Here is a 23,014-nt window from a genome sequence, read left to right as displayed (position 1 = left end):
ATTATGACGATTGATAAGAACAATCCTTTAGAACAGCAGAATAATCCAGATCGAGATGGTTCAAGTGGCTCAAATGTTGAGGCAAGCACACACCGCCGTAAAAAACCACGCCGTGATGGGAAAGGTAGTAATACCAAAGCCAATAACCCAACTACCGCTAAATCAAAAAAAGGCAAAGCTCTGAGCGGCAGTAAGGATGCGGGTAAAGACAGTCAAGCACTGACCACCCAAGCAGCCAATCCTGATGTAGAATCGGGTGATGCCGCTGATGATGCGGCTGCAATCGCTGAAGGCGGTATCAAAGCCGTTGGCAACCAGCGTATTATTCCGTTTATGAAGATAGAAAAGCCAATGGCACTTTTATCTCTATTGATGGTTATTGGTAGTATCATTGCAATTGCAGTAAACGGTCTAAACTTAGGACTTGATTTTACGGGTGGTGTGTCCGCAGATGTGCGTTACGAGCAGCCTGTTGAGCAAGTTGAAGTCGTACAAGCATTGGCCGATAATGGCTTTGATGATGCCGTGGTACAATATCTTGGTACGCGAGAAGAACTCCTCGTACGCTTGCCACCACAGTCTGATAACGTAGACGGCCTAAATAGTAGCCTGACTAAAGCATTAACCCTGCCTAATAATAATGTTGAAATCAGTAACGTTAATATTATTGGCAGCCAAGTTGGTAATGAAATTTATCTAAACTCAGTCATGTCACTGGTATTAGCATTGGTCTGTATGTTGGGCTATGTTGCCTTACGTTTCCAATTTAAACTCGCTCTTGGTGCGGTATTATCGCTGTTTCATGATGCTATCGTGACCATTGGTGTTTTTGCGTTATTTGGTTTCCCATTTGACTTAACCGTCTTGGCGGCCGTCTTGGCACTGGTTGGTTATTCTATCAATGATACAATTGTTGTGTATGACCGTATTCGTGAGAATTTTCGTCGTGTCCGTGGTATCACACCTCGCCAGACCGTTGACCTGTCTTTGACCGAAACGTTGCGCCGTACCATTATGACCATTTCCACTGTTTTACTCGTCGTACTTGCCATGCTATTCTTAGGCGGCGATGGACTGTTCTGGTTCTCAGTAGCGCTCTTCATTGGTCTGCTTGCCGGTACTTACTCATCAACGTATATTGCAAGCTCGATTCCATTACGTATGGGTCTATCACGCGATGACTTTATTGTGAAAGTAAAACCTGAGTTTGAAGAAGAAATTGTCACTTTCAATGATCCAAAAATGTTTGAACAAGACAATGCTTAATAAATTTTATACTTTCTCAAGCTAATCGCTAGCTAAGATAGTATTTAAGCAAGCATCAAGAAAAGCACCTGACTCGTGAATAATGAGTCTAGGTGCTTTTGTCTTTGTAGCTATTTTTGCCTTGAATATCACACTTGCTAGAGCTAACTCCATTTAAAACAGAGTCCAGGCAACAAAGTACAAATATATAAGCCATACTTCAAGTAAAGTTAACGCCGTAACGCCTTTATAATGAATTGACTATACGGTAATGTCATAGCGTTAATGACACTAACTCCGCCCTTCTTGTTTTTCAGCGATAAACGAGCCAAAAATGCCAATGACCACCTCGCCACCTAGTGCTATGCCACCGATTGATACTCGATATGCGCGCATCGTTGCTATTGCGTTGCCCGTGTTATTGGCCAACCTAGCCATGCCACTACAAAGCGTCATCGATACCGCGATCGTGGGTAACATGAATGACACGGCTAAACTTGCTGGGATGGGCTTGGCGATACAGTTATTGTCTTTATTGCTCGTGAGTTTTAACTTTTTGCAATATGCGTCTTCTGGGCTATCGGCTCAAGCGCTCGGACAATCGGTCAATCATGTTGATAATTCTACTCATACCACAAAATCGTCAACCCCATCACCCCTACTATCAATCTTGCAACGTGCCTTGTTATTAGCGTTTGCTATCGGTAGCATTCTGTTACTGGCAAAGCCTTGGTTGATAGATTTTGGCTTGCAAGCCCTATCGGCTAACCCTGAAAGTGGGCAAGCGGCAAAGACTTATTTGGATGTACGCTTTTGGGGCGTCATCGCTGAGCTAATGAACTTTGCCTTTATTGGCTGGTTTGCTGGTCAAGGTAAGACTCGCTACATGCTTTACCAGCAAGGCTTTATCGCTATGCTAAATATCATTCTAACCTTGTTTTTTGTCTACGGCATGCAGATGGGCTTGGTTGGGGTGGCGTTAGGAACCACTATTGCCTTTTGGCTAGGCGTGATACTAGCATTGTGGCTCAGCCGTCAGCATTTGCAAATATCTTGGCAAGCCTTATTCACTGCCGACAAGCAACATTTTTCTAAAGAAAAAATGCTTAGGCTATTTTCATTAAATAAAGATATTTTTATCCGTACTCTAATCTTGACGTTGAGTTTCGCTTGGATTACCCGCTTGTCGGCTCAAAGTGGTGACGTCATCCTAGCCGCCAATGCTATTTTGCTTCAAGTATTAAGTATCTCAGCCTTTGCTCTTGATGGCGTGGCAGTATCGGCTGAGACGTTAAGCGGTCAAGCAGCAGGACGACGGGATTGGCCACGTTTTCGTATTATCGTCAAGCGCACCGGTATCGTCAGTTATGGTCTAGCGATAACGTTGAGTGCAATATGGTGGCTGGCAATGCCAACATATTTGCAATTTATGACCAATATCGAGTCCGTTTTTACGTTGGCATATGAGTACCATCTTTATGCGGTATTACTACCTCTCGTTGGCGTTGGTGCCTATTGGCTAGATGGTATATTTTTTGGCTTAACTGCCGGTAATGTGATTCGTAACGCAGCATTGATACTCGCCGCTATCTTTTTTCCACTTAGCTGGGTGCTCTACCAACAGTGGGATATGACTGGTATTTGGCTAAGCGTGTGGTGTTTGTTATTACTTCGGCTGATTATTTTGGGTGGCTTCTTGTACCGGGCTCATCAAACAGCCAGCTATGAAAAGCTCCAGCCGTCTGTGTAATGTTCTTCGATTAAGTGTATTTTTTCTAGGGTGTTTTTGCCATTGCTCGCACTAGGCTTCATTTTAAAACCAGTTTTCTAACATTAATCTTTCAGTAAAATATTAATAATAACCAAAAAACAGCAAAAATTAGGATGTCATGTGACTACTCATTCAAAAGAATTACATCAACAGCATGAGACCAGCTACGACTGGGCGGCGGGGTTCAAAAAAAGCCTACCTGTGGCGATGGGCTATTTACCTGCGGGTATCGCCTTTGGTGTGCTGGCACAAGTTGCCGGTATCCCTGTGTGGGCAACGATTATGTTGAGTGTTGTACTGTATGCGGGCGCCGCTCAATATGCTTGTTTGCCGATGCTGAGCGCTGGTTTACCGATTGGTAGCATCGCAACCAATATTGCCGCTATTAATCTACGTCATGTATTTTATGGTATGCCATTATTGCAATACCTACCAGAACATAAGCTTGCCAAAACCTATTGCCTATTTGCCCTGACTGATGAAACTTTCTCTGTTATGACCAGTTTACCTAATGAGTCAAGACAAGCGTTGATACTACCATTGAGCTTATTTAATCAAAGCTGGTGGGTACTGGCGAGCACGGTTGGTGTCATGATCGGCAGTACTCTGAGCGATTTGGTACCACATTTGGATTTTGCCTTAGTCTGTCTGTTTGCAATCTTAGCTTATGAGCAGTTCCAAAGTATCAAACGTTATTTCCCCATTGCTATTGCTATCATTTCTTTAGCGGTGGCCTCCTTATTTACTAGCAATTGGTTGTTATTGGTAGCTATCACCATTTGTATGCTATTGATTTTAGCTCGTGGGTTTTGGACGCAGCGCAATATGACAGGAGCCAACAATGACCAGTAGTTACCTTATTTTCGCAACCTTTGCGATGGCCGCCGTGACCTTTATTACCCGTGCGCTACCCGCCTTAATACCCAGAAAGTTGTTAGACACACCTTGGCTGCATCGGCTCAATGAGAGCTTGCCGCTATCAGTCATGGTATTACTTATTTTGACCAGCCTTTCTTATCAAAATTTATCAGCAACGACTGGGCTAGATAGTGCTGAACTGCATTTATTGATGGCGCAAATTGGTGCCCTTATTTTGGTGTTGTTCGTTTATCATATCAGCCGTCAGCTGTTGGTCAGTATGGTCGTTGGCATCGCCGCCATTAATGGCTTACTATGGGTATTTACTAATTTTTTAAGTGGCTACTAGAAAATTGATAAACACGTGAATGGATAACAGCTTATAGTTCATATGAATAATTTTAAACCCTGTAATTGAACTATATTTAAAATAAAAAAAGGCTGGATTCTTATGAGAATCCAGCCTTTTACTTTCTAAAAGTGCTGCAAAAAACTGATACTTTTAAGAAATTGATAGCTTAAAGCTCTTCGACGCCCATCATATCAACTGGGGTATCAGCCACTATCTGTACGCCTTTTTTGCCCGTCTTGGCAGTGTCATTGCGCTGCTCTTGTAGATGCTCAAGATACGCTTCATTGATCTGCCCAGTGATGTAGCAACCATTAAATACGGCACAATCAAAACCTTCAACTTTGCTGTACTTGGTATCTTTTACCGCATCAATCAAGTCGTCCAAATCTTGGAAAATCAATCTATCCGCACCGATGATATCGCGTACTTCTTCTACCGTATGACCTGAGGCAATAAGCTCACTGCGTACTGGCATATCGATACCATAGACGTTTGGATATTTAACCGGTGGCGCGGCACTAGCAAAAAACACTTTATTCGCACCAGCATCGCGTGCCATTTGGATGATTTCATGGCAAGTGGTACCACGAACGATAGAATCATCAACCAACAGGACGTTTTTACCTTTGAACTCAAGTGGTACGGCGCTGAGTTTTTGACGAACTGATTTTTTACGTTGTTGTTGACCTGGCATAATAAAGGTACGACCGATATAGCGGTTTTTCATAAACCCTTCACGGTACTTAATATTCATTTTTAGTGCCAGCTCCATCGCTGACGTACGCGAGGTATCTGGAATAGGAATCACCACATCGATATCGTGATCTTCACCCCATTCAGCAAGGATTTTATCAGCCAGCTTTTCACCCATACGTAAGCGTGCTTTGTAAACTGAGATGTTGTCCATGATAGAATCTGGACGGGCAAAATACACATATTCAAAGATACAAGGCGTGTATTCTTGCTGCTCAACACACTGATGGGTATGTAATTTATGATCTAAATCAATGAATATGGCTTCGCCAGGTTTGACATCACGGATAATACTAAATCCTGATCCTGTCAGTGCAACTGACTCTGAGGCAACCATGTACTCGGTGCCGCCATTCGGTGCCATGCGCTTACCGAAAATAAGCGGACGAATACCGTTTGGATCACGAAATGCGAGCAAACCATGACCAGTAATCAGAGCGACCACGCCATAAGCGCCTTCGACGCGACCATATACAGCCGTGACTGCTTCAAAGATATCAGCAGGCGTTGCTTTGGTTTTACCCAAGTTTTGCATTTCATGGGCAAGTACGTTTAGCAATACTTCTGAATCTGAATCGGTATTAAGATGTCGGCGATCTTCGATGTATAAAGACTTGGCTAAGCTCTCAGCATTGGTCAAGTTACCATTGTGTGCAAGGGTAATACCATAAGGTGAGTTGACATAAAATGGTTGCGCTTCGGCACTGCTTGACGTGCCTGCTGTTGGGTAGCGGACGTGACCGATACCAAACTTACCAACCAGTTTCATCATATGACGATTCATAAATACGTCACGTACCATGCCATTTTCTTTACGTAGATAGAGTCGTCCATCTTGCAAAGTGACAATACCCGCTGCATCTTGCCCACGATGCTGTAGCATCGTCAAACCGTCATAAAGAATCTGATTGACTGGTTCGTGAGCTGCAACTCCAATGACTCCACACATAATAGCTATATCCTATTTTGACTCATTAATTAGTACTACAATAGTGGCAAGACTGCTAACAGTAGATTATAAAAAATGCGTACTGTCACTCACCGACGACATGATGATTGTTGTTCAGAATTTAACGAATATTTATCTTTTGACTATTAGCAAAATGCACTATTTGTTGGCATTTGTGGTCTCTAAATGCGATTAAATAATTTTTTATCAAGGATGACTTACACAGAGGATATGATAGAAGCGATAACCTCTAGCACCATAAATCCAAGCTATCAGCATCGAAGCGTTGAGACATTAAAGGCTAACCGTAAAAATACTTACGACTGATTGACTTGATCCCAAGCCATACCTAATACATCTGAGACCAACGCTTTACCCATCGGGGCATAAGGCAATAGCTCAGGCGCGAGCACTGACGTTTGCCATTGTGGCATTTGCACCAGTAACGGCGCGCTGACGCTAAGCACAACTAAAACCATCAGTACATTTTTAGCAGCACCAAGAACACCACCTGCCATTTTGTCAACGACACCCAAGCGTAAGGTTTTAAGCACGCCTGAGAATACAAATGCCACTAAGTGCATGATGGCCAATATGATTATCACCACCAATAAAAATGCCATTGCCATTTGTAAAACAGGGTTTTGTACCATGCCTGATAGTTGCGGCGAAACCACTCCTGCCAAACGTGTGGCAGCAATCAGGGCAATAAACCAACCGACTAGACCAACGGCTGTTTTAATCAATCCGACTTGAAAGCCGCGCCATAAGCCGATCAAAACAACAATAGCAATCACGATATCCAGACCACTCATGTTCTACGCCTCATACCTTATCGATTTTTATCAGATGTTTACTTTCTTTTTTGTGACACATTAATCTTTGATGACTCAGCTCAAAATACAGTCATCTTGTGCATATGATAGGTAATGAGCTAAGGATATTGATCCGCTATAGCTCCATCGCGTCGTAATAGCCACCGATTGCTTGAATACAAGACTGTACCAGCCCAGGACCACGATAAATGAGCCCCGTATAGAGCTGCACCATATCTGCACCCGCTTCGATTTTTTTGACGGCTTTTGCACCACTGTCAATACCGCCGACGCCTATTAAAGCGACTTTACCATCTAGCTGATCGGAGAACTGTTGTAAAATTTGGGTACTAATGTGGCTGACTGGGCGACCGGATAGACCACCTGCTTGCTCACCATCAGGTAAATCTTCAACACCAACACGGCTCAACGTTGTATTGGTCGCAATCAACCCATCTATCTCAAAATCGAGCAATTGCTGCGAGATATAATCCACTTGTAGCGGCTCTAGATCAGGCGCAACTTTCAATACCAGTGGCACATAAAAACCATATTCAGTGGCTAATTGGCTGTGACGATTTTTAATCGTATCCAAAAGCTGAGTCAAGGCCTCGCCACTTTGTAAATCACGCAGATTCTTAGTATTTGGTGAGGAGATATTAACGGTGATATAGGAGGCATGCGGATAAGCACGCTCTAAACAATAGACATAATCATCGGCGGCTTGCTCTACTGGCGTATCGGCATTTTTGCCAATATTAATCCCAATATTGCCTTTATATTGACAGCGCTTGACGTTTTCGATCAAATAATCGATACCTTGGTTATTGAAACCCATTCGATTGATGATAGCATCCGCTTGCTTGATTCTAAACAACCTTGGCTTATCATTGCCTATTTGCGGTCTTGGCGTGACCGTGCCCACTTCTATAAAACCAAAGCCCAGCTCAGCCAACGCATCGATATAATCACCATTTTTATCCAGTCCTGCCGCTAGGCCGACCGGATTGGTGAATTGCAAGCCCATACAGTCTGTTGGCTGCATTGACTGACCGTATACCAAACCTAAAACACGTGCTTTATGAGCTTTATCTAATAAAGATAAGGTCATCTCGTGGGCGTGCTCTGGATCCATCTTAAACAAAAAAGGGCGAAGTAAGGCATAAGACATAGTAATGGCAGACCCTGCTCGAAAGAAATAGTGAGTGAATAGTGCGAATAAAATCAAGCGCTGCGATTATATCAGCTTAACAGAAATAAGAGCAAAGTTTCATGCGCTAAATTTCTGTATTAGAGTACTAATAGCTATACCTACATATTGGCTAAGGAGCTGACAGATGTATTCTAAAGTCCCTAAGGTACAGGACGACCATCCGTCAGGGCTATCCAACCACGGACGATACGATAAAGATGCCATATGAAGGTAAAAATCATGATTAGCAGGCCAAATACCGCTAATAATACCGAACCAATGGCAATATTATTGCTATCAGCCAGCATACTGATGCCAAAACCCCCTAATGCAAAGGTAATGATAATGATGCCTAAGAAGAAAAACACGATGCTATACCAAAAGGTCTTAATCTGCCAATCGAAATGCGTGGACAACCACGAACCCTCTGCGTCATGGCGCTTCGCATAGTTCATCACAATTGGTACAACCCACAGTAATCCAGCGGTAAAATAGCTGATTACGTATAAAAAATAAGTAATATGATTATAAGTGATTAAAGAACGGCGCTTACCAGTGCTCATATTGTCACTCGCCCCATAGCTCTGCCTTTGCTGAGTCATTTCATGATCAAATGCAGCTTCAACTGACGCATTACTCTGGTGTTCAGCAGTTCTGGTCTGCTGATGGCTACGTGTGTCAGGTTTGCGATCAGAAGATTGATTCATCTTAAATATCCATCTCTGGCTGTGTGATAGTTAATCAATTGTGTCAAACGTGCAATTTTTCAATGATGCTAATGATAAATGGCTATTTTAGAAATTGATGATTAGTTAATTTGGGGCAATAGTAGATAAAGAGTAAAATATTTCCAGTTTCCACAGCATATCGATTTATGAGGTGACAGTCGCTTGTACTTGAATGGCTTTGGTAACCAAGTCTTGCTGTATCGATAGCTGACTGAACTGCCAGCCTTGCTGTTCCAGCTTTCCAAGTGCTGTGCTGACCACCGCTTGACTGGCATGATTGAAGCTCAGTTGCACAGCATCACCCGTCGCAACGACTTGAGCGTTGGCAATACCTGAGTTGTTTAACAATGCACTGATACTATTGGCAGGTGGCATGGCGGCTTCACCATCCGCCGTGTTTGCCGCATTGATCGCATTACTATCGATATTGCCAGCTTGGGCACGCAACCAAAAGTAATCAGCCACTTGCTCTTGATAGTCGCGCTTACTATCGTTTGCCGCTTGATGAATACTATAACCACCATAGCCCCCAATGAACAATAATAAGAACATAGACAATACGGCCAATGCCAACTGATCACGTGGCGAAAGTGCCTGCCAACGTAACGATAGCATCTGTTGAAAATTATTTACACGCGTTGACAGCACATTGGTTCCAATACTGTTACTGGTCTCTGGCGTGATGTTATTACGTTTAGTGCGGCGCTGCAATCGTTTCATTTTCCAACCTTTTTGACTTTTATTACCACTGCCTATTTATTACCGTTGCCTAGTTGGCAAATAAATTATGATGCCGCTACATTGGTTTGCGTAGTGTCATTATTTTCTACGACATTCACCGTAACTTGACCACTAAACTGCCCTTGCTCATTACTGTTTACCTGTGCAAGCTTGGCATTTAAACCCTGCGCAACAAGTGTGCTCGTAAACTTATCAAGACTATTACGATCAGGGGCAATCAAGGTAAAGCTGAGTGCTGATGGCTGCATCACTAATGCTTGCGCCCGCAGTGAAGACTGTTTGATTAACGGGGATATACGAGTCAATGCTGCCATATGAGAGGCTGGTGCTTGGCTGTCACTGCGCAGCTTTGGTTGCAATTGCACTTGCAGTTTGGTGCGCGAGCTTAATGGCTCATTTGGAAACCAAGCTTGATACTGCGCCGCAATCTCAGCTTTGGTCGCTACCGTCGCCTTACTATACTGATACCACTGCAGGCCATCGGTCGCCATCTGTAATACCAGTGCCGATAACGCGACCATCGCTGCCACACGCAAATACGGTGAGAGCTTTGAGTCCGTTGATTTAATAAAGAAGTTAAGCGCGTGACGCTCAGGGCTGTCAACAGGCTTGGGCGGCGTGGTCAATGTGGTTAATAATAACTGATGATCTGCAACAAGCGCGGCCGTTTGTGCCATAAAGCTCGTGGGCATTGCCGAATTTGTTGGCTTTGAAAGATCATCTAAAGCCGTTATGGGCGGTAATATATTCACTTCACTTAAATGCGGGAAACGTTCAAAGATCAAGGGCAAATAACTGACAGCCATACCTTGTCGCAATGACTGACGCAGTAGCATGGTTTGCTCATCTTGATACAGTGTTACTTGCTGACCTGCCCCTTCATCTGGCGTTGGCAGCAATAAAAAATCAGGCAGTAACGCCGTTATGCTCATGCCAGCGAGCTTAGCACTCTGCTGCCATGACTCGATATCGCTTTGCGCCAGTGCATACAGTTGGTGATTATCAGCTTCACTGATTTGCCGAATCGCCAATTGCTCAACAGGGGTCAAGGATGTCTCTTCAAACAAGTATTGCTTGCCGCTATTGCCCAGCTGTTTAAGCTGAGTCGCATTCAGCTCAGTATCTACCTGCAATATATGGCTTGATGGAAAGTATAGACACAAAGTCTTCTGTGCATTGGTTTTATAATTACCATAGATTGCTTGTAGCTGTTGCCAACCATCGACCGTTTGCCATTGCTGAATATCTTCATGCCAGACAGCTAGCGGGCTATGCTGCGCTCGTAACCAAACATGTAACACTAAGCGTGTCCTTAATTATTAAAGCTGCTTTAAATGTAGGATAAGATAGGATTCAGACAATCTCATGCTGATGCAGGTTGGTTTGTTATCATCATTGTTCTCCTGTAATAGCTAAAACCTGATGCATTGGCGACTGAAATTTTAGTAGCCAACCCTTACTTAGCCAGTTTAACACCACTAAGCATCAATAGACTAAGTGTCAACAATATCACTGACGATTCGACCTAATCTCAATACGGCTGCTCAGGCACAAAACGATCAATCTCTTTTGCCATACCTGCCATTACAAATTCCATCTCAAACACCCTTGCTTCTGCAAGAGAAAATGATTCAGGATAATCACCGGTTAATAAACCAGCGATATAAGCAACGATAGACATATGACACACCACTACCAGACACTCAGCGTCAATATTCGCAATATCTATTAAGGCTTGACGCGCATCATCAGAAGGCGTGATATTTTGCTGTACGATTACTGGAACCTTGGGCGCGCGCGTCTGAAATGCTGCTAGCGTCTGCTGTGCTCTATCATAGGGACTGACGACAAAATAATCAGGATGATAGTGAGTCATCACATACTCTGCCGTCTGCATTGCTTGCTGTTGACCAAAGTCAGTTAACTGGCGCGCGCTGTCTGGGCGCGACTCATCTTCTGCTTGACCATGACGTACTAGTATAATTTTCATAACCTTCCTTTATGCATTGTCATGATGACGTTGTTTGCAGAATAATCATTCTTAGAACAACGTCATCATTTAACATTGGGGTTTTTACTTACTGTCAGTATCGCCACTTTCATCATCAGTGCTATCGCTTGACGTCTTCATCTGCGCAGTTAGCGCCGCATTACTATGATCATGTGCCATTACAAATTCAACATCACTACGGAAGCCCGCTTCCATGAGATGTAACGCCACACCTAATGCTGCTTTATCTTCATAAATGACCGCATACAATGCATGGGTAATAGGCATGTAGATGCCTTCTTTGGTAGCTTTCTCATGCACTTGCTGAATGGTATTGACCCCTTCAGCTGTTTGACCGAGTTTTTTCACCGCGGCCTCAATACTCATACCGCGACCGAGCATGTTGCCGATACGATAGTTACGACTGAGCTCTGAGCTACAAGTGGCGTATAAATCACCCACACCAGACAATCCTAAGAAGGTAAGCGGATTCGCACCCGCCTCAACCCCAAAGCGGCTCATCTCTGCCAAAGCACGAGTCAATATCATTGCCTTGGTATTTTCACCGACATCATAGGCCGCCGCCATTCCCATGGCAATCGCATAGATATTCTTTAGCGCACCGCCAAGCTCCACACCTTTGACATCATCACTGGCAAACACTCGAAAAAACGCACTATGTAATGCGGCTTGTACGGCATGGCGCAAGGGCTCAGACTCACTGGCGATAACGGTCGCCGATGGCATGTTTTTCATGATCTCTATCGCAAGGTTTGGCCCCGACATGACACCGAAATTCACTTCAGGTAGCTCATCTTTAATAATGTCGCTCATCATGGCAAAAGTATCTTTCTCCATACCTTTGGTCAATGACACAATAGACTGACCACTGATAAATGGTGCAATATTCTTTAGGGTCTCACGAAAAGCTAAGCCAGGCACAGCGATGAAAACGATATCTTTGTCTTTGACGGCTGCTGCCAAGTCATGGCTGTACTTAAGGCTGTCATCAAGCTTATAACCTGGTAAATATTTTTTATTGGTCTGCGTTTTTATCATCGCTTTTACCGTACGCTTGTTACGTACCCATAGCGTGGTATCACAGCCATTGCGTGCAGCCAAGTTTGCCATTGCTGTACCAAAACTACCACCGCCTAGAAACGCCAAACGTAGCTTGGTAGGATTGCTGTGAATATCCGCCATGTTTTTTGCCACTGCTGATTCTACCGCGCTAGGATTGAGTTTTTTACGACCAATACCCGATTTGGTAGCACGTTCGATGATACCTGCCAGCAGACTGTTTTGCTTTTCAGGGGCATTCGTATTCACCTCAGTATTATCGCTACTTATGTCTTTATTGCTCTCATTAGGGCTGGTCATTTGCTGTTATCCGTATTGGCTGATTTATTATTAATAGAATTTATCATGGGTTATTTATCATGACTTATGACGCTTTGGAGTATTGAGGCTATCTATCTTTTTGCTACACGACCGACTGTCTTCTTAGAGAGCGGTATTCGTCAAGAGAAAAGCGCCACTAAACAGCGCTTAGATATATTATGACTCAAATCGCACTAAAGACTCGATATCAATCGGTTTACGGGCGGGTTCATTTTTGGGACTGGTGCCAGTATAAACAAAAGCCGTCACATAATCATCTGGACCAACGTCAAAATATAATTTAACAGCAGCTTCATTACATAGCAGTCCCGTACGCCACACTGTACTAAAACCTTGGGCTTTTAGCGCCAAAATCAGGTTTTGTACAGCTGCACCCGCACTTAGCATTTGTTCAAAAGGAGGAACTTTTTTGTGCGCTTGTATTTTTGTGACAACTGTGATGATGACGGGCGCTCTTAATGGCATGGCCTGAGTTTTTACGATGTCCTTTTCGGACAGCGTTTCGCCCTCTTGCACCGCTTTAGCTTGAGCCGCTGCGACCAAGGCATTGCCCAATTCATGACGGGCGTCCCCCTGTGTCACTATAAAACGCCATGGGCGCAGTTTTTTATGATCTGGCGCTGTCGCCGCACACTCAATCGCTGTTTCGATTTGGGCATGTGTGGGTGCTGGCGTATCCAAATTGCCCATACTGCGCCTTGAATTGATCCAGCCAATCATTTCTTCACTGCTAATCGGCATACTGTTAGTGGTGATGTCTTTGGTCGACAGTTTTTTATCATTTTCGTCGGATGTAGTCATTACCGCTCCTTATTTATTATTATCTTTTTATGCAAAAAACCAATGCTTTGGTTGGCTCTCAATACTGTCAAAAAACACGTTATGTCAAACGAATATATATCAATATTGAGTGTGAATGACTTGAATGGAAAACCATGAGTGTTTTAATCGACAACTTGTAGATTATCATCGGCTATGAAGAGGCTTTAATTATGCCGCATCATCGACCCGATGCTCCATGCGCAGATAATCCTCTGACTGCATCTCAAGTAAGCGCGAGCGTGTCCGTTCAATCTCAAACGCCAATTTCTCTCCTTGATATAGGTCCAAAATCGACTGCTGCGCTCTAACCAGCAATTTAACACGGCGATCATAAAACTCATCAACCAGATAAATAAACCGACGGGTCGGATCACGTAAGTCATCATCTAAGGCAGGCACGGCATTGACCAATACTGTGCTGAACTGCTTGGCGATTTCGATGAAATCAGATGCTGATCGTGGCTCCATACATAAATGACGGAAATCACAGAATAAAATATCCTCAGTGCGAGCATTAATTCTAATTTCGCGACCATTAATCGTAATTGGCTCATTACTGATTTTTTGGTTATTGGATAAACTGGCAAAACGGTTGGCTAACCAATGATGATTCGCTTTCGTCATAGGCGACTCATATAGCTCTGCCTGCTGCAATACGCGCAAACGATAGTCGATACCAGAATCGATATTCATCACCGTAGTATGACGCTCTACTTCAGCGATAGCGGGCATAAAACGGTCACGATGTAAGCCGTCTTTATACAATCCTGATGGCTCAATATTTGAGGTGGCGACCAATGTAATACCACGATTGAACAGCATGGTAAATAAATCACCCAAAATCATGGCATCAGAAACGTTAGAAACAAAGAACTCATCGAAACAGATAATAACCGCTTCTGCATAAATGATGTCGGCGACTTTTTCTAATGGGTCACTCTCACCTTGCAGCTTGTTTAGCTCTTGATGAACGCGCTGCATGAAATGATGAAAATGCAGACGCATCTTGCGATCAATGGTCAATGAATCATAAAACATGTCCATCATCCATGTTTTACCACGACCTACCCCGCCCCACATATACAACCCCGTTGGTGCTGTCGGCTTGGACTTTAAAAAGCCAAAAAAGCTTTTCTTCTGTGGCGCACTATTGATGAGCTGATGATGTATCTCATCAAGATAGCTCATGGCCTTAAATTGCTGCTCATCTCGAGTAAACTCATCTGTACTGACGGCTTGCTCGTAACGTTGCAATGGAGATAAACTCATAATACGACTCATCATTAGACAAAATAAATAGTAAGGTAATGGTTGATTCTGCATGAACTCGTCAAAGTAAAGCGATCAGAGCTCATGACTTGATAGCGGTTCTCTATCCTAATATTACTAGGTAACAACTAAGCGTCGCTACCAAAGGTATGCTTTTCTAATAAGCCTTTCAACTCTGACAGACGTCCATGAAAAAAGTGCCCTGCGCCCTCTACAACGCTGACAGCAATTCCTAATCGCTCCGCAAATGCTTGCATATTATCAGGGTCAATCACTTCATCAGCATTGCCATAAATCTCAAAAGTTTTATCGGCTGGCAAGCTTATATCACTGCTGTTATTTTTTTCAACGGATGGAGCAATAAGGGCGATTTTAGTAATCTCAAAATCGCCTAGCCCCCAAATATGAGGGGCTTCAAGTACCTGCTCAGCCACCCGTGCTGTCACATAACCGCCAAAAGAAAAACCACCCAACCATAACTTGCGCGCATTGGTTTGCTCTGCAATCCATTGTAGCACGGTCATTGCATCTACGACTTCACCATCCGCATAATCGTGCTCGCCAGTCGACTGCCCGACACCGCGAAAGTTAAAGCGTACCACGTGCATACCATTATCACGAGCAAAGCGATACATCGTCGTTACCACTTTATTATTCATCGTGCCGTCGAATAACGGATTGGGATGACACAGTAACGCCACTGTATCGGTATTTGGATTGTTAGGATTATCTTGTTGCCAAAGCGCGTCGACTTCGAGCACGCCAGCAGGAGCAGGAATTAATGGCATAAAATTACTTATTGATTAAAAATGAATAGGTCAATTATCCTAGATATGGTTTATATTTCAAGTGATTTGCTGTGTCATAGTACCGCTTATTTTCATTTTCGCTCATCATAAGTAAACGTCGCCTATGAATATATGATGAATATGTGCGGTCTCTGCAATACCGCACACAATAACCGACTAGACACCCCAGAGCCGAATAGGGTAGATTCATCATAGTTGTTGAGCCACCTATGGACGGATACGTGCATGGCGTATCCTCAACTTTGCTGTGATATTCAACTTTATATATGACTGACAGACATTAGGAATCGTTTATGAATACTATTAATAAAACCGCTGCACTGACTGCTACTTTGGCGGCAGCACTCGCCCTAAGTGCTTGCCAAACTACGCCTTCATCACCAGTTATCCAGCGTGCAAACTCTATTTATGAGACGACTGGCATCGCCGATAGCAAAGTAAAAGCACAGCAAAATGCGATAGACAGCGCACAAAAGACTTGCAGAGGTAAGCAAGTTATTATCGTCGATGACAAAGTCACTTATAACGGTATTTTAGATGAAAATACCGGTCGGATGATTGGGCAAGCCAGTGCCGTCCTCGGTACGATCCTTGGTACGGGCTCGCCGAACTTATCACGTGATGACGATTACGAGTATAAAATCAACTTTCGTTGCCAATAAAATAATTATTATTTCATAAAGCACTTATTTGGCGGCTCGTTATTTAATAAAGTATCTTGTTATTTAACAAAGTATTTAGCGAACCAATCAGCGATAAGAATATATTAGTCGCTGACTGGTTGGCTTCTCTTTTTGTGTGCTCGCTTTTGGGGTAAACTATCCTTTCTGATTTTTTATGACTCTTATTCTATAAACAGCTCGTTTTTAAGCTCCCTCACTTTTGGTCTATTATTATGCGCAAACCCAACCTGTCAAATATGAAACCAGCTAAGGTATTAGCGCCTGCTAAAGATTTAGCGACCTTGGAAGCCGAGTTAGCTGAGCAAGAAAACAATATAGAAGTCAATTTAGAAGATACCGTTCTGCGGTTGAGTGACTATTTATCAGCCGTTGATATGGTTATCAAACAGACCTTTAACCACCGTGTATGGGTAAAAGCAGAGATTCGCAATCTATCTAGTAAAGGCGGGCATTATTACTTTGAATTGGCAGAAAAAGATGATGACGGTAAGGTCATTGCTAGTTGCCGCGGCAATCTTTGGCGCTTTAAAGCAGCACGCGTCTTAGCAAAATTTGAGCGCGCAACTGGCATGCCCCTTGATCGTGATTTGACAGTATTGCTCAAAGTATCCGCAGGCTTCCATGCGCAATATGGCTTCTCTCTCACTATTGAAGATATTGACCCTAGCTACACGTTAGGCGACTTGGCGCGGCAGTATGCAGAGATGGTCGACCGCTTGACGGGAGAAGGCTTATTAAACCTGAATCAACAGCTGCCTGTTCCATTTGATATTGAGCATGTGCTGGTCATTGCCCCTGAAAAAGCCGCTGGATTAGGCGATTTTCAAGCCGACGCTGATCGCTTAGCGCGCACAGGTGCCTGTCATTTCCATTATCATAATGCGACCTTTCAGGGTAATCATGCGCCAAGCGAGATCCGCCAAGCAATCGTTAACGCCCAGCAGCAGTTTTTTGATACTTATAAGCACCTGCCAGACTTATTAGTCATTATTCGTGGCGGCGGTGCGGTCGGTGATTTAGCCTATCTAAATGATTATGAATTGGCAGCATTGGTTGCCGAGCAGCCTATCCCTGTCTGGGTTGGCATTGGTCACGAGCGTGATAAAGTGATCTTAGATGAAGTCGCGCATACTAGCTTTGATACCCCATCAAAGGTGATTGCCGCTATCATGACGCATTTAGCCCAGCTCGTCACTCAAACGCTGCAATACCAAGCGCAAATAAAACAAGCTGCTCAGCGTCAATTAAGCACCGCTGCACAACAAACGACACGCCAGTTGAGCCAAATACAATCACAAACAATTGGTCAATTAACCGCTCTGCAAAAAGACAGTGATTATGCGTGGCGTAGTATTCAGCAAAGCGCTCAGCGCCAAGTCAAGCAAGCCGCCAGACTCACCAGCGAGCTACGCACACAGACTCAAGCGGCTGCCTATCAGCAGTTAACAGTGGCTGCTAGCGCCAGTCAAAATAACCAAAAAACGATTATGCATTCCGCACAGCAGCAGTTAATACAAGCACAGCGTGATAGCGAACATCTGCGTGATATTGTGCTCCTGCACCGTCCTTCTCGGGTGCTCAAGCAAGGCTATACCATGCTTACTGATGCAAAAGACAAGCAAATACTGACCAGCGGTACGCAGCTCCATCCAGAACAAACGGTGCACATTCTCTTAAAAGACGGTAAAGCAAAAGCACAGATTATTGACGTAAATATTAATAAATAAGAAGTACAACCTACCGTCGATTCAACTTAATCAAAGACTTTATTTTAAAATTAGGAAACCTTATGACAACCCCTACTCGCAAACGCAAAAAAGCCGCCCCAAAAACCTTTAAAGCGGCTTATGATATTCTAAAAACCAATGCCGCTGAATTACAGCAACAAGATGAGCCAGATATTGATAATCTGATGACGACTGTTGAAGAGTCGATTGCTGCTTATCGCGTTTGCGAAACCCGTATCAATGCGGTACAGCAAGCACTAGATGCCGCTTTTGCTGAAGAAGAAGATAAAACAGAGAATAGCGACAGTTAAGTTAAGTCAATTCTATTCAGGCTCGTCGACTTCAAATACTTGGCGCAAATAGGCAAGATACGTGTCGTTATTAATCATGGTCTTGCCTGGACTGTCTGACAGTTTAGCGACTGGCTGCCCATTGCATTCCACCAATTTTAAGACAATATTTATCGGGGTGATACCCATATCATTGGTGAGGTTGGTACCAATACCAAAGCTGGTCTTTATTTGACCTTTAAAATACTGATGTAAATCCCAAGCTTTATCCAAATCTAAGCCATCACTAAAGGTTAAAATCTTGGTTCTTGGGTCTATTTTAAGATTTTTATAATGAGCAATCGCCTTATCACCCCAGATATACGGGTCACCGCTATCGTGACGTAAACCATCAAACAGCTTAGCGAAATACAAATCAAAGTCACGTAAAAACGCATCCATCCCAACGACATCGGTCAGCGCAATACCCAAATCGCCTCGATACTCATGCACCCACGCTTCAAGCGCCGCTTTTTGTGAATCACGTAAACGCACATCCAAAGCCTGAAATGCCTGCATAAATTCATGTGCCATCGTACCGATTGGCGTCATTCCCAGCTTTTTTGCTAAATACACGTTGGAAGTACCGCTCACTATTTTTGGTTCCGCTTTATGCAAAGTCTCAACCACATGGGCTTGCCAAGCTTTGCTAAAACGTCTACGAGTACCAAAATCAGCGATAATTAATGGCGGGGTATTAGCATCAAATTTTGCCTGCTCTGTCGCATATTGATGCAACAATGTGACTTTTTCATCCAATCTGCGCTGCCCTTCTTCAATCACACTGGCATTCGATAGCGCATCAAAATACAGCTCATTAACGATGGCGAGTACAAACACTTCAAAGAACATCGCTTGAATCATCGGTCCTTCGATATCGATAAATAAGCGACCTTTATCATCCGTACTGACGGTAATAAAACGACGTTTCAACTTAAACAATTCTAGATAGTCAACGAAGTCTGAGCGCATAAAGCGCAAACCACGTAAGTACTCTAGTTCATCCTCTAAAAATCGTAATTCACATAAATTGTCTAACTGCTGCTCTAGATCATCTTTAATATCAGCCAATGGATACAGCGTGTCTTTATTATTACGGCAGCGAAAGCGATACACACCATGTGTCTGTGGAAACTGATGCAGCATGGCTTGCAGCATCGTAAATTTATATAAATCATTATCGAGTAAAGAGGTAATAATAGGTTCGAAAGGTTTAGAGGTATGAGTAACGGTCATGTTACAGCCTTAAATACAAAAATGAAAAGCCGCCAAACAAATCCAGCGACGAAATAGGTATACATAACTTTGACTTCCTCCCCGCCCTCAAAGGAGGGGGATTCCTACTAAAGACGGCCAAGCCCGACCGCGAGAATGTTTTTTGCTCCATTAACATCTCTGTTATGGGTCGTTTTACAAGAACGACAAAACCATACTCTTATACCAAGCGCTGATCTACCTTTCGGACTGTCTTGGCGAGAGCCGCAACACGAGCAGGTTTGGGTGGTGTACGCTTCATTCACTTCGATATAGTGGCAACCTGCGTTCGCGCATTTATAATCCAGTTGCCGCTTAATTTCAAACCAACCTGCATCATAGACGGATTTGGCAAGTTTGCCCTTAGTGAATGATGTTGATTTTATTTTACCAACAACAATTAGGCTGTTGGCTTTGACAAGCTTTGATGTGAATTTATGAATGAGGTCTTGACGGGTATTTTTAATCTTGGCGTGAATGGCCTTGACCCGCTTTTTATTCTTAGCTCTTTGAGCAATGGCCAGTTTTTCAGCATATTGATGAGTGACTTTGGTTTGTAGTTTGTCGCCATCACTACTGACTGCTGAATCTTTGCAACCTAAATCGATACCGACTTGACCAGTGCCACACGCTGTTTTTGGAAATTCTTTAACCGTCACACAGACGTACCAGTGACCGCGATGGTCCTGTACCAATTCGCAAGTATTGATGGTGTAGAGCGCTAAGTTATAGCTGTCCCATAGGTCAATAGTGAGTTTTTTACCTTTAGCTAAGCTGAATTGCAGGGTGCTTTTTAGACACTTTTTACCACTTTGGCGGGTGCTGATATGCTTAATAGCGGTCTTTTTAAACGGAATCCAACCAAGAGAACTACGTTTGGCTTTAGGATTATTGGTGCGCCAGTTGAGTTTGGCTTTTTTAAACTGTTTACGAGCCTTGGCATGGGTTTCGGTCACTGCTTGTAAGGTTTGGCTGTGTAGGTTTAGATATTCACCCGCACCTTTGGTGTAAGTAGCCAAATCATAAGCCGAAAAGAATTGACCAGTACTCTTGAGGTGTTTAAAACTTAGCTCATTGACGTAATTCCAGACAAAGTTAACCGACCCCGCTAAGATATTTAGCTGAGTGGCATGTTTGTCTTTGATGCGTAGTTTGAGCGTTTTCATGGGGTAATTATGATCTCAATGTATTTGGTTATCAAGGTATGTTCAATCTTAGGTGACAACGGTTGACGCCTGATATCCACGCCCTAGAAGGACGTGGTTTTACGGCGCTAGATGATAAAAGTATTAATAATAGAAAACGCTCAGCTTTTGAGTATAACGAAGTTTGGTTGGTTTTTCATAATTCAACGGCTATAACAGCAAAAATACAACGATAATAAAACGAACCATCATGCTGTGATAGTAATTATGCTCAAGGCATCAATCATAAAAAAGACGCTAAGAATTATCTTAACGTCTCTATATAAAGTCGATTATCAGTATTAATAATTAAGGTTTTGCAGGCTTAACCAACTTCACTAATGGCGCATAGCCTGACTGCGGCATCACATCGACTGGAATAAACTGTAGCGCCCCGCCATTGATACAATAGCGCAGCCCGCCACGATCTTTTGGCCCATCAGGGAATACATGACCCAGATGTGAGTCTGCTACTCGCGAGCGAACTTCAGTGCGTACCATATTAAAAGCGGTGTCTTCATGCTGGGTAATGACTTGCATGTCAATCGGCTTGGTAAAGCTTGGCCAACCACAGCCAGATTGGTATTTATCAGTTGATAAAAATAAAGGCTCACCGCTCACCACATCGACATAGATACCCGGCGCAAATAAATTATCATATTCATGGCTAAAGGCGCGCTCAGTACCGGCATCTTGCGTGATATTGTATTGTGCTTTGGTCAAGGTGTTTTTGAGCGCGCCTTTATCAAATCCTGCGTAACGCTTAGGATTTAAAGTCTCAGCAACGGTACTTACAGGTGCAAGCTTGGTACGCGCAGTACCTTCTGGTTTATCATCGGCAAGGCTTAAATCAACATGACAATAGCCGTTTGGATTTTTTGCCAGATAATCCTGATGGTACATTTCAGCTAAGTAGAAATTGTCTAGCGGCTCATTTTCTACTACAATTTTTTGTTTATACTGGCTTTGCACACGTTGGAGGGCAGCATCAATCACTGCTTTATCTTCTTTATCGGTGTAATAAACGCCTGAGCGGTACTGCACACCGTGATCATTGCCTTGTTTGTTGAGGCTGGTTGGATCTATCACGCGGAAGTAGTATTTTAAGATAGTATCAAGGTCTGTTTTATCCGCATCGTAAGTGACTTTGACGGCTTCGGCATGACCTGAACCACGAATCACTTGCTCGTAACTTGGATTGGCGGTATCACCGTTGGCATAGCCTGATACAGCGTCGACCACACCCTCGACGCGCTCCATGTAAGCTTCTACGCCCCAAAAGCAGCCGCCCGCCAAGTAGATTGAGCGCGTATTAATCGCTTTGCCTTTATCGTTATAATAAACGCCCTCTTTTTGTTTGATGGTTTCAATCTTGCTGTTGTTGTCTAAGGTTTGCGCGTTTGCTGGTTTAGCACTCCCTGCTTTAAGCTCAGCAAAATCATTATTGGCATTTTCAGCAAGGGCATAGGCTTGCTCTGCCGATATATTGCCTTTCACCAAATGCACCAAGTTGCCGCTTTTATCGAGTATCGCCCAGCTTGGATAAACTTGCACACCAAGTTTATTAATCAGCTCGCCTGAAGCGTCAGACAATACTGGTAGCTTTGGATAGTCTGCTTGGACGCCTGCATACCAAGTGCTAAAGTCGCTATCGGCTTTTTCGTTTAGATGACCGGGACTGACAACAGTCACGACATTTAAATCAGCGAACTTGGGATCGGTGCGCCATTCTTCGGTTTCTGCCAACGTACCCAAACATAATGGGCACCAGCTTGCCCAAAATTTAATCAATGTCGGTTTATTAGGGTCAATGACTGCTGTGCCCGTGTCACCTAAGCCTTTTGTCAATTGCGGCAGCGCTCGCATTTGTCCAAGCATATCGGAAGGCAGCATGTCACGTGAGCTAGTCACTCCACTGTTTTGCTTGGCTGATTTAGTCGTGCTACTTGCATTGCTCTCCGCACTACTCATTTGTCCACAAGCGACCAATATGCCAGCACTCAGTACTGTCGTGACACCAACGGCACTAATGTTTTTTAGCCAACGTGATGAATCACATGGTGAGTCTGTCGCTAACTTATTAGTATGACTATGATCATTATGGCGAATTTTCTTATGCGGCATGCGAGGTCCTTTTTACGA

20 protein-coding genes and 1 pseudogene are annotated in these 23,014 nt (G+C 43.6%); 7 read left to right on the top strand and 14 right to left on the bottom strand.

The annotated features are described in order from the left end of the window. Positions 1-3 precede the first annotated feature (3 nt). From secF to JMX95_RS00955, 4 genes are all read left to right on the top strand, one after another. Positions 4-1,266 (top strand): protein translocase subunit SecF, encoded by a 1,263-nt coding sequence (secF, locus tag JMX95_RS00970; protein ID WP_087815635.1) that lies wholly within the window; start codon positions 4-6, stop codon positions 1,264-1,266. 313 nt (positions 1,267-1,579) lie between these two features. Continuing rightward, the gene (locus JMX95_RS00965; protein ID WP_176393095.1) at positions 1,580-2,995 is read left to right on the top strand and encodes an MATE family efflux transporter; all 1,416 of its coding nucleotides are present in this window, start codon (positions 1,580-1,582) and stop codon (positions 2,993-2,995) included. Positions 2,996-3,136: 141 nt separating this feature from the next. Then, complete coding sequence (locus tag JMX95_RS00960; protein ID WP_227675918.1) at positions 3,137-3,868, top strand: AzlC family ABC transporter permease; 732 nt, start codon at positions 3,137-3,139, stop codon at positions 3,866-3,868. Beyond that, positions 3,858-4,223: an AzlD domain-containing protein gene (locus tag JMX95_RS00955; RefSeq protein ID WP_087815638.1), complete on the top strand. Its 366-nt coding sequence runs from the start codon at positions 3,858-3,860 to the stop codon at positions 4,221-4,223. The genes JMX95_RS00960 and JMX95_RS00955 overlap by 11 nt, the downstream gene beginning before the upstream one ends. Before the next feature lie 169 nt (positions 4,224-4,392). On the opposite strand, the gene purF is transcribed toward JMX95_RS00955, so the two are convergent. The 11 genes from purF to JMX95_RS00900 form a co-directional block, all read right to left on the bottom strand. Further along, positions 4,393-5,928, bottom strand: coding sequence for an amidophosphoribosyltransferase (purF, locus tag JMX95_RS00950; protein ID WP_055124190.1), 1,536 nt, complete (start codon positions 5,926-5,928; stop codon positions 4,393-4,395). A gap of 317 nt (positions 5,929-6,245) precedes the next feature. Continuing rightward, positions 6,246-6,743, bottom strand: coding sequence for a CvpA family protein (locus JMX95_RS00945; protein WP_045446136.1), 498 nt, complete (start codon positions 6,741-6,743; stop codon positions 6,246-6,248). Between the two features lie 136 nt (positions 6,744-6,879). Beyond that, on the bottom strand, positions 6,880-7,914 hold the full coding sequence (locus tag JMX95_RS00940) for a quinone-dependent dihydroorotate dehydrogenase (protein ID WP_060490895.1): 1,035 nt from the start codon (positions 7,912-7,914) through the stop codon (positions 6,880-6,882). Between the two features lie 182 nt (positions 7,915-8,096). Next, positions 8,097-8,642, bottom strand: coding sequence for a DUF4870 family protein (locus JMX95_RS00935; protein WP_227675917.1), 546 nt, complete (start codon positions 8,640-8,642; stop codon positions 8,097-8,099). A gap of 165 nt (positions 8,643-8,807) precedes the next feature. Further along, complete coding sequence (gspM, locus tag JMX95_RS00930; RefSeq protein ID WP_087815640.1) at positions 8,808-9,383, bottom strand: type II secretion system protein GspM; 576 nt, start codon at positions 9,381-9,383, stop codon at positions 8,808-8,810. 65 nt (positions 9,384-9,448) lie between these two features. Beyond that, complete coding sequence (gene gspL, locus JMX95_RS00925) at positions 9,449-10,705, bottom strand: type II secretion system protein GspL (RefSeq protein ID WP_087815642.1); 1,257 nt, start codon at positions 10,703-10,705, stop codon at positions 9,449-9,451. Positions 10,706-10,935: 230 nt separating this feature from the next. Beyond that, the gene (locus JMX95_RS00920) at positions 10,936-11,394 is read right to left on the bottom strand and encodes a SixA phosphatase family protein (RefSeq protein ID WP_087815644.1); all 459 of its coding nucleotides are present in this window, start codon (positions 11,392-11,394) and stop codon (positions 10,936-10,938) included. A gap of 84 nt (positions 11,395-11,478) precedes the next feature. Beyond that, the gene (locus JMX95_RS00915) at positions 11,479-12,774 is read right to left on the bottom strand and encodes an NAD(P)H-dependent glycerol-3-phosphate dehydrogenase (protein WP_201553718.1); all 1,296 of its coding nucleotides are present in this window, start codon (positions 12,772-12,774) and stop codon (positions 11,479-11,481) included. Between the two features lie 177 nt (positions 12,775-12,951). Continuing rightward, entirely contained in the window at positions 12,952-13,596 is a 645-nt protein-coding gene (locus JMX95_RS00910) for a nitroreductase (RefSeq protein WP_087815646.1), read from the bottom strand. 189 nt (positions 13,597-13,785) lie between these two features. Beyond that, positions 13,786-14,886: a cell division protein ZapE gene (gene zapE, locus JMX95_RS00905; RefSeq protein WP_087815649.1), complete on the bottom strand. Its 1,101-nt coding sequence runs from the start codon at positions 14,884-14,886 to the stop codon at positions 13,786-13,788. A 128-nt stretch (positions 14,887-15,014) separates the two neighbouring features. Continuing rightward, on the bottom strand, positions 15,015-15,674 hold the full coding sequence (locus JMX95_RS00900; RefSeq protein ID WP_087815651.1) for an alpha/beta hydrolase: 660 nt from the start codon (positions 15,672-15,674) through the stop codon (positions 15,015-15,017). 314 nt (positions 15,675-15,988) lie between these two features. On the opposite strand from JMX95_RS00900, the gene JMX95_RS00895 reads away from it, so the two are divergent. The 3 genes from JMX95_RS00895 (at position 15,989) to xseB (ending at position 18,416) form a co-directional block, all read left to right on the top strand. Further along, a complete protein-coding gene (locus JMX95_RS00895; RefSeq protein ID WP_045446124.1) occupies positions 15,989-16,357 on the top strand; it encodes a hypothetical protein in 369 nt (122 codons plus the stop codon). Between the two features lie 233 nt (positions 16,358-16,590). Then, positions 16,591-18,105, top strand: a complete 1,515-nt coding sequence (gene xseA, locus JMX95_RS00890) for an exodeoxyribonuclease VII large subunit (protein ID WP_201553717.1) — start codon at positions 16,591-16,593, stop codon at positions 18,103-18,105. 62 nt (positions 18,106-18,167) lie between these two features. Beyond that, positions 18,168-18,416, top strand: a complete 249-nt coding sequence (xseB, locus tag JMX95_RS00885; protein ID WP_045446121.1) for an exodeoxyribonuclease VII small subunit — start codon at positions 18,168-18,170, stop codon at positions 18,414-18,416. 12 nt (positions 18,417-18,428) lie between these two features. On the opposite strand, the gene pncB is transcribed toward xseB, so the two are convergent. The 3 genes and pseudogenes from pncB to msrAB all read right to left on the bottom strand — a co-directional run bounded on the left by pncB (position 18,429) and on the right by msrAB (position 22,996). Continuing rightward, entirely contained in the window at positions 18,429-19,670 is a 1,242-nt protein-coding gene (gene pncB, locus JMX95_RS00880) for a nicotinate phosphoribosyltransferase (RefSeq protein WP_201559798.1), read from the bottom strand. Between the two features lie 87 nt (positions 19,671-19,757). Continuing rightward, positions 19,758-20,854: pseudogene (locus JMX95_RS00875) on the bottom strand (RNA-guided endonuclease InsQ/TnpB family protein). A gap of 327 nt (positions 20,855-21,181) precedes the next feature. Further along, the gene (gene msrAB / locus JMX95_RS00870) at positions 21,182-22,996 is read right to left on the bottom strand and encodes a bifunctional peptide-methionine (S)-S-oxide reductase MsrA/peptide-methionine (R)-S-oxide reductase MsrB (protein WP_087814394.1); all 1,815 of its coding nucleotides are present in this window, start codon (positions 22,994-22,996) and stop codon (positions 21,182-21,184) included. Between the last annotated feature and the right edge of the window lie 18 nt (positions 22,997-23,014).

Source organism: Psychrobacter sp. NC44, from assembly GCF_904846655.1.
GTDB lineage: Bacteria > Pseudomonadota > Gammaproteobacteria > Pseudomonadales > Moraxellaceae > Psychrobacter.
The sequence above is the reverse complement of the archived record's forward strand: the minus strand, read 5'-3'. Positions and strand labels throughout refer to the sequence as shown.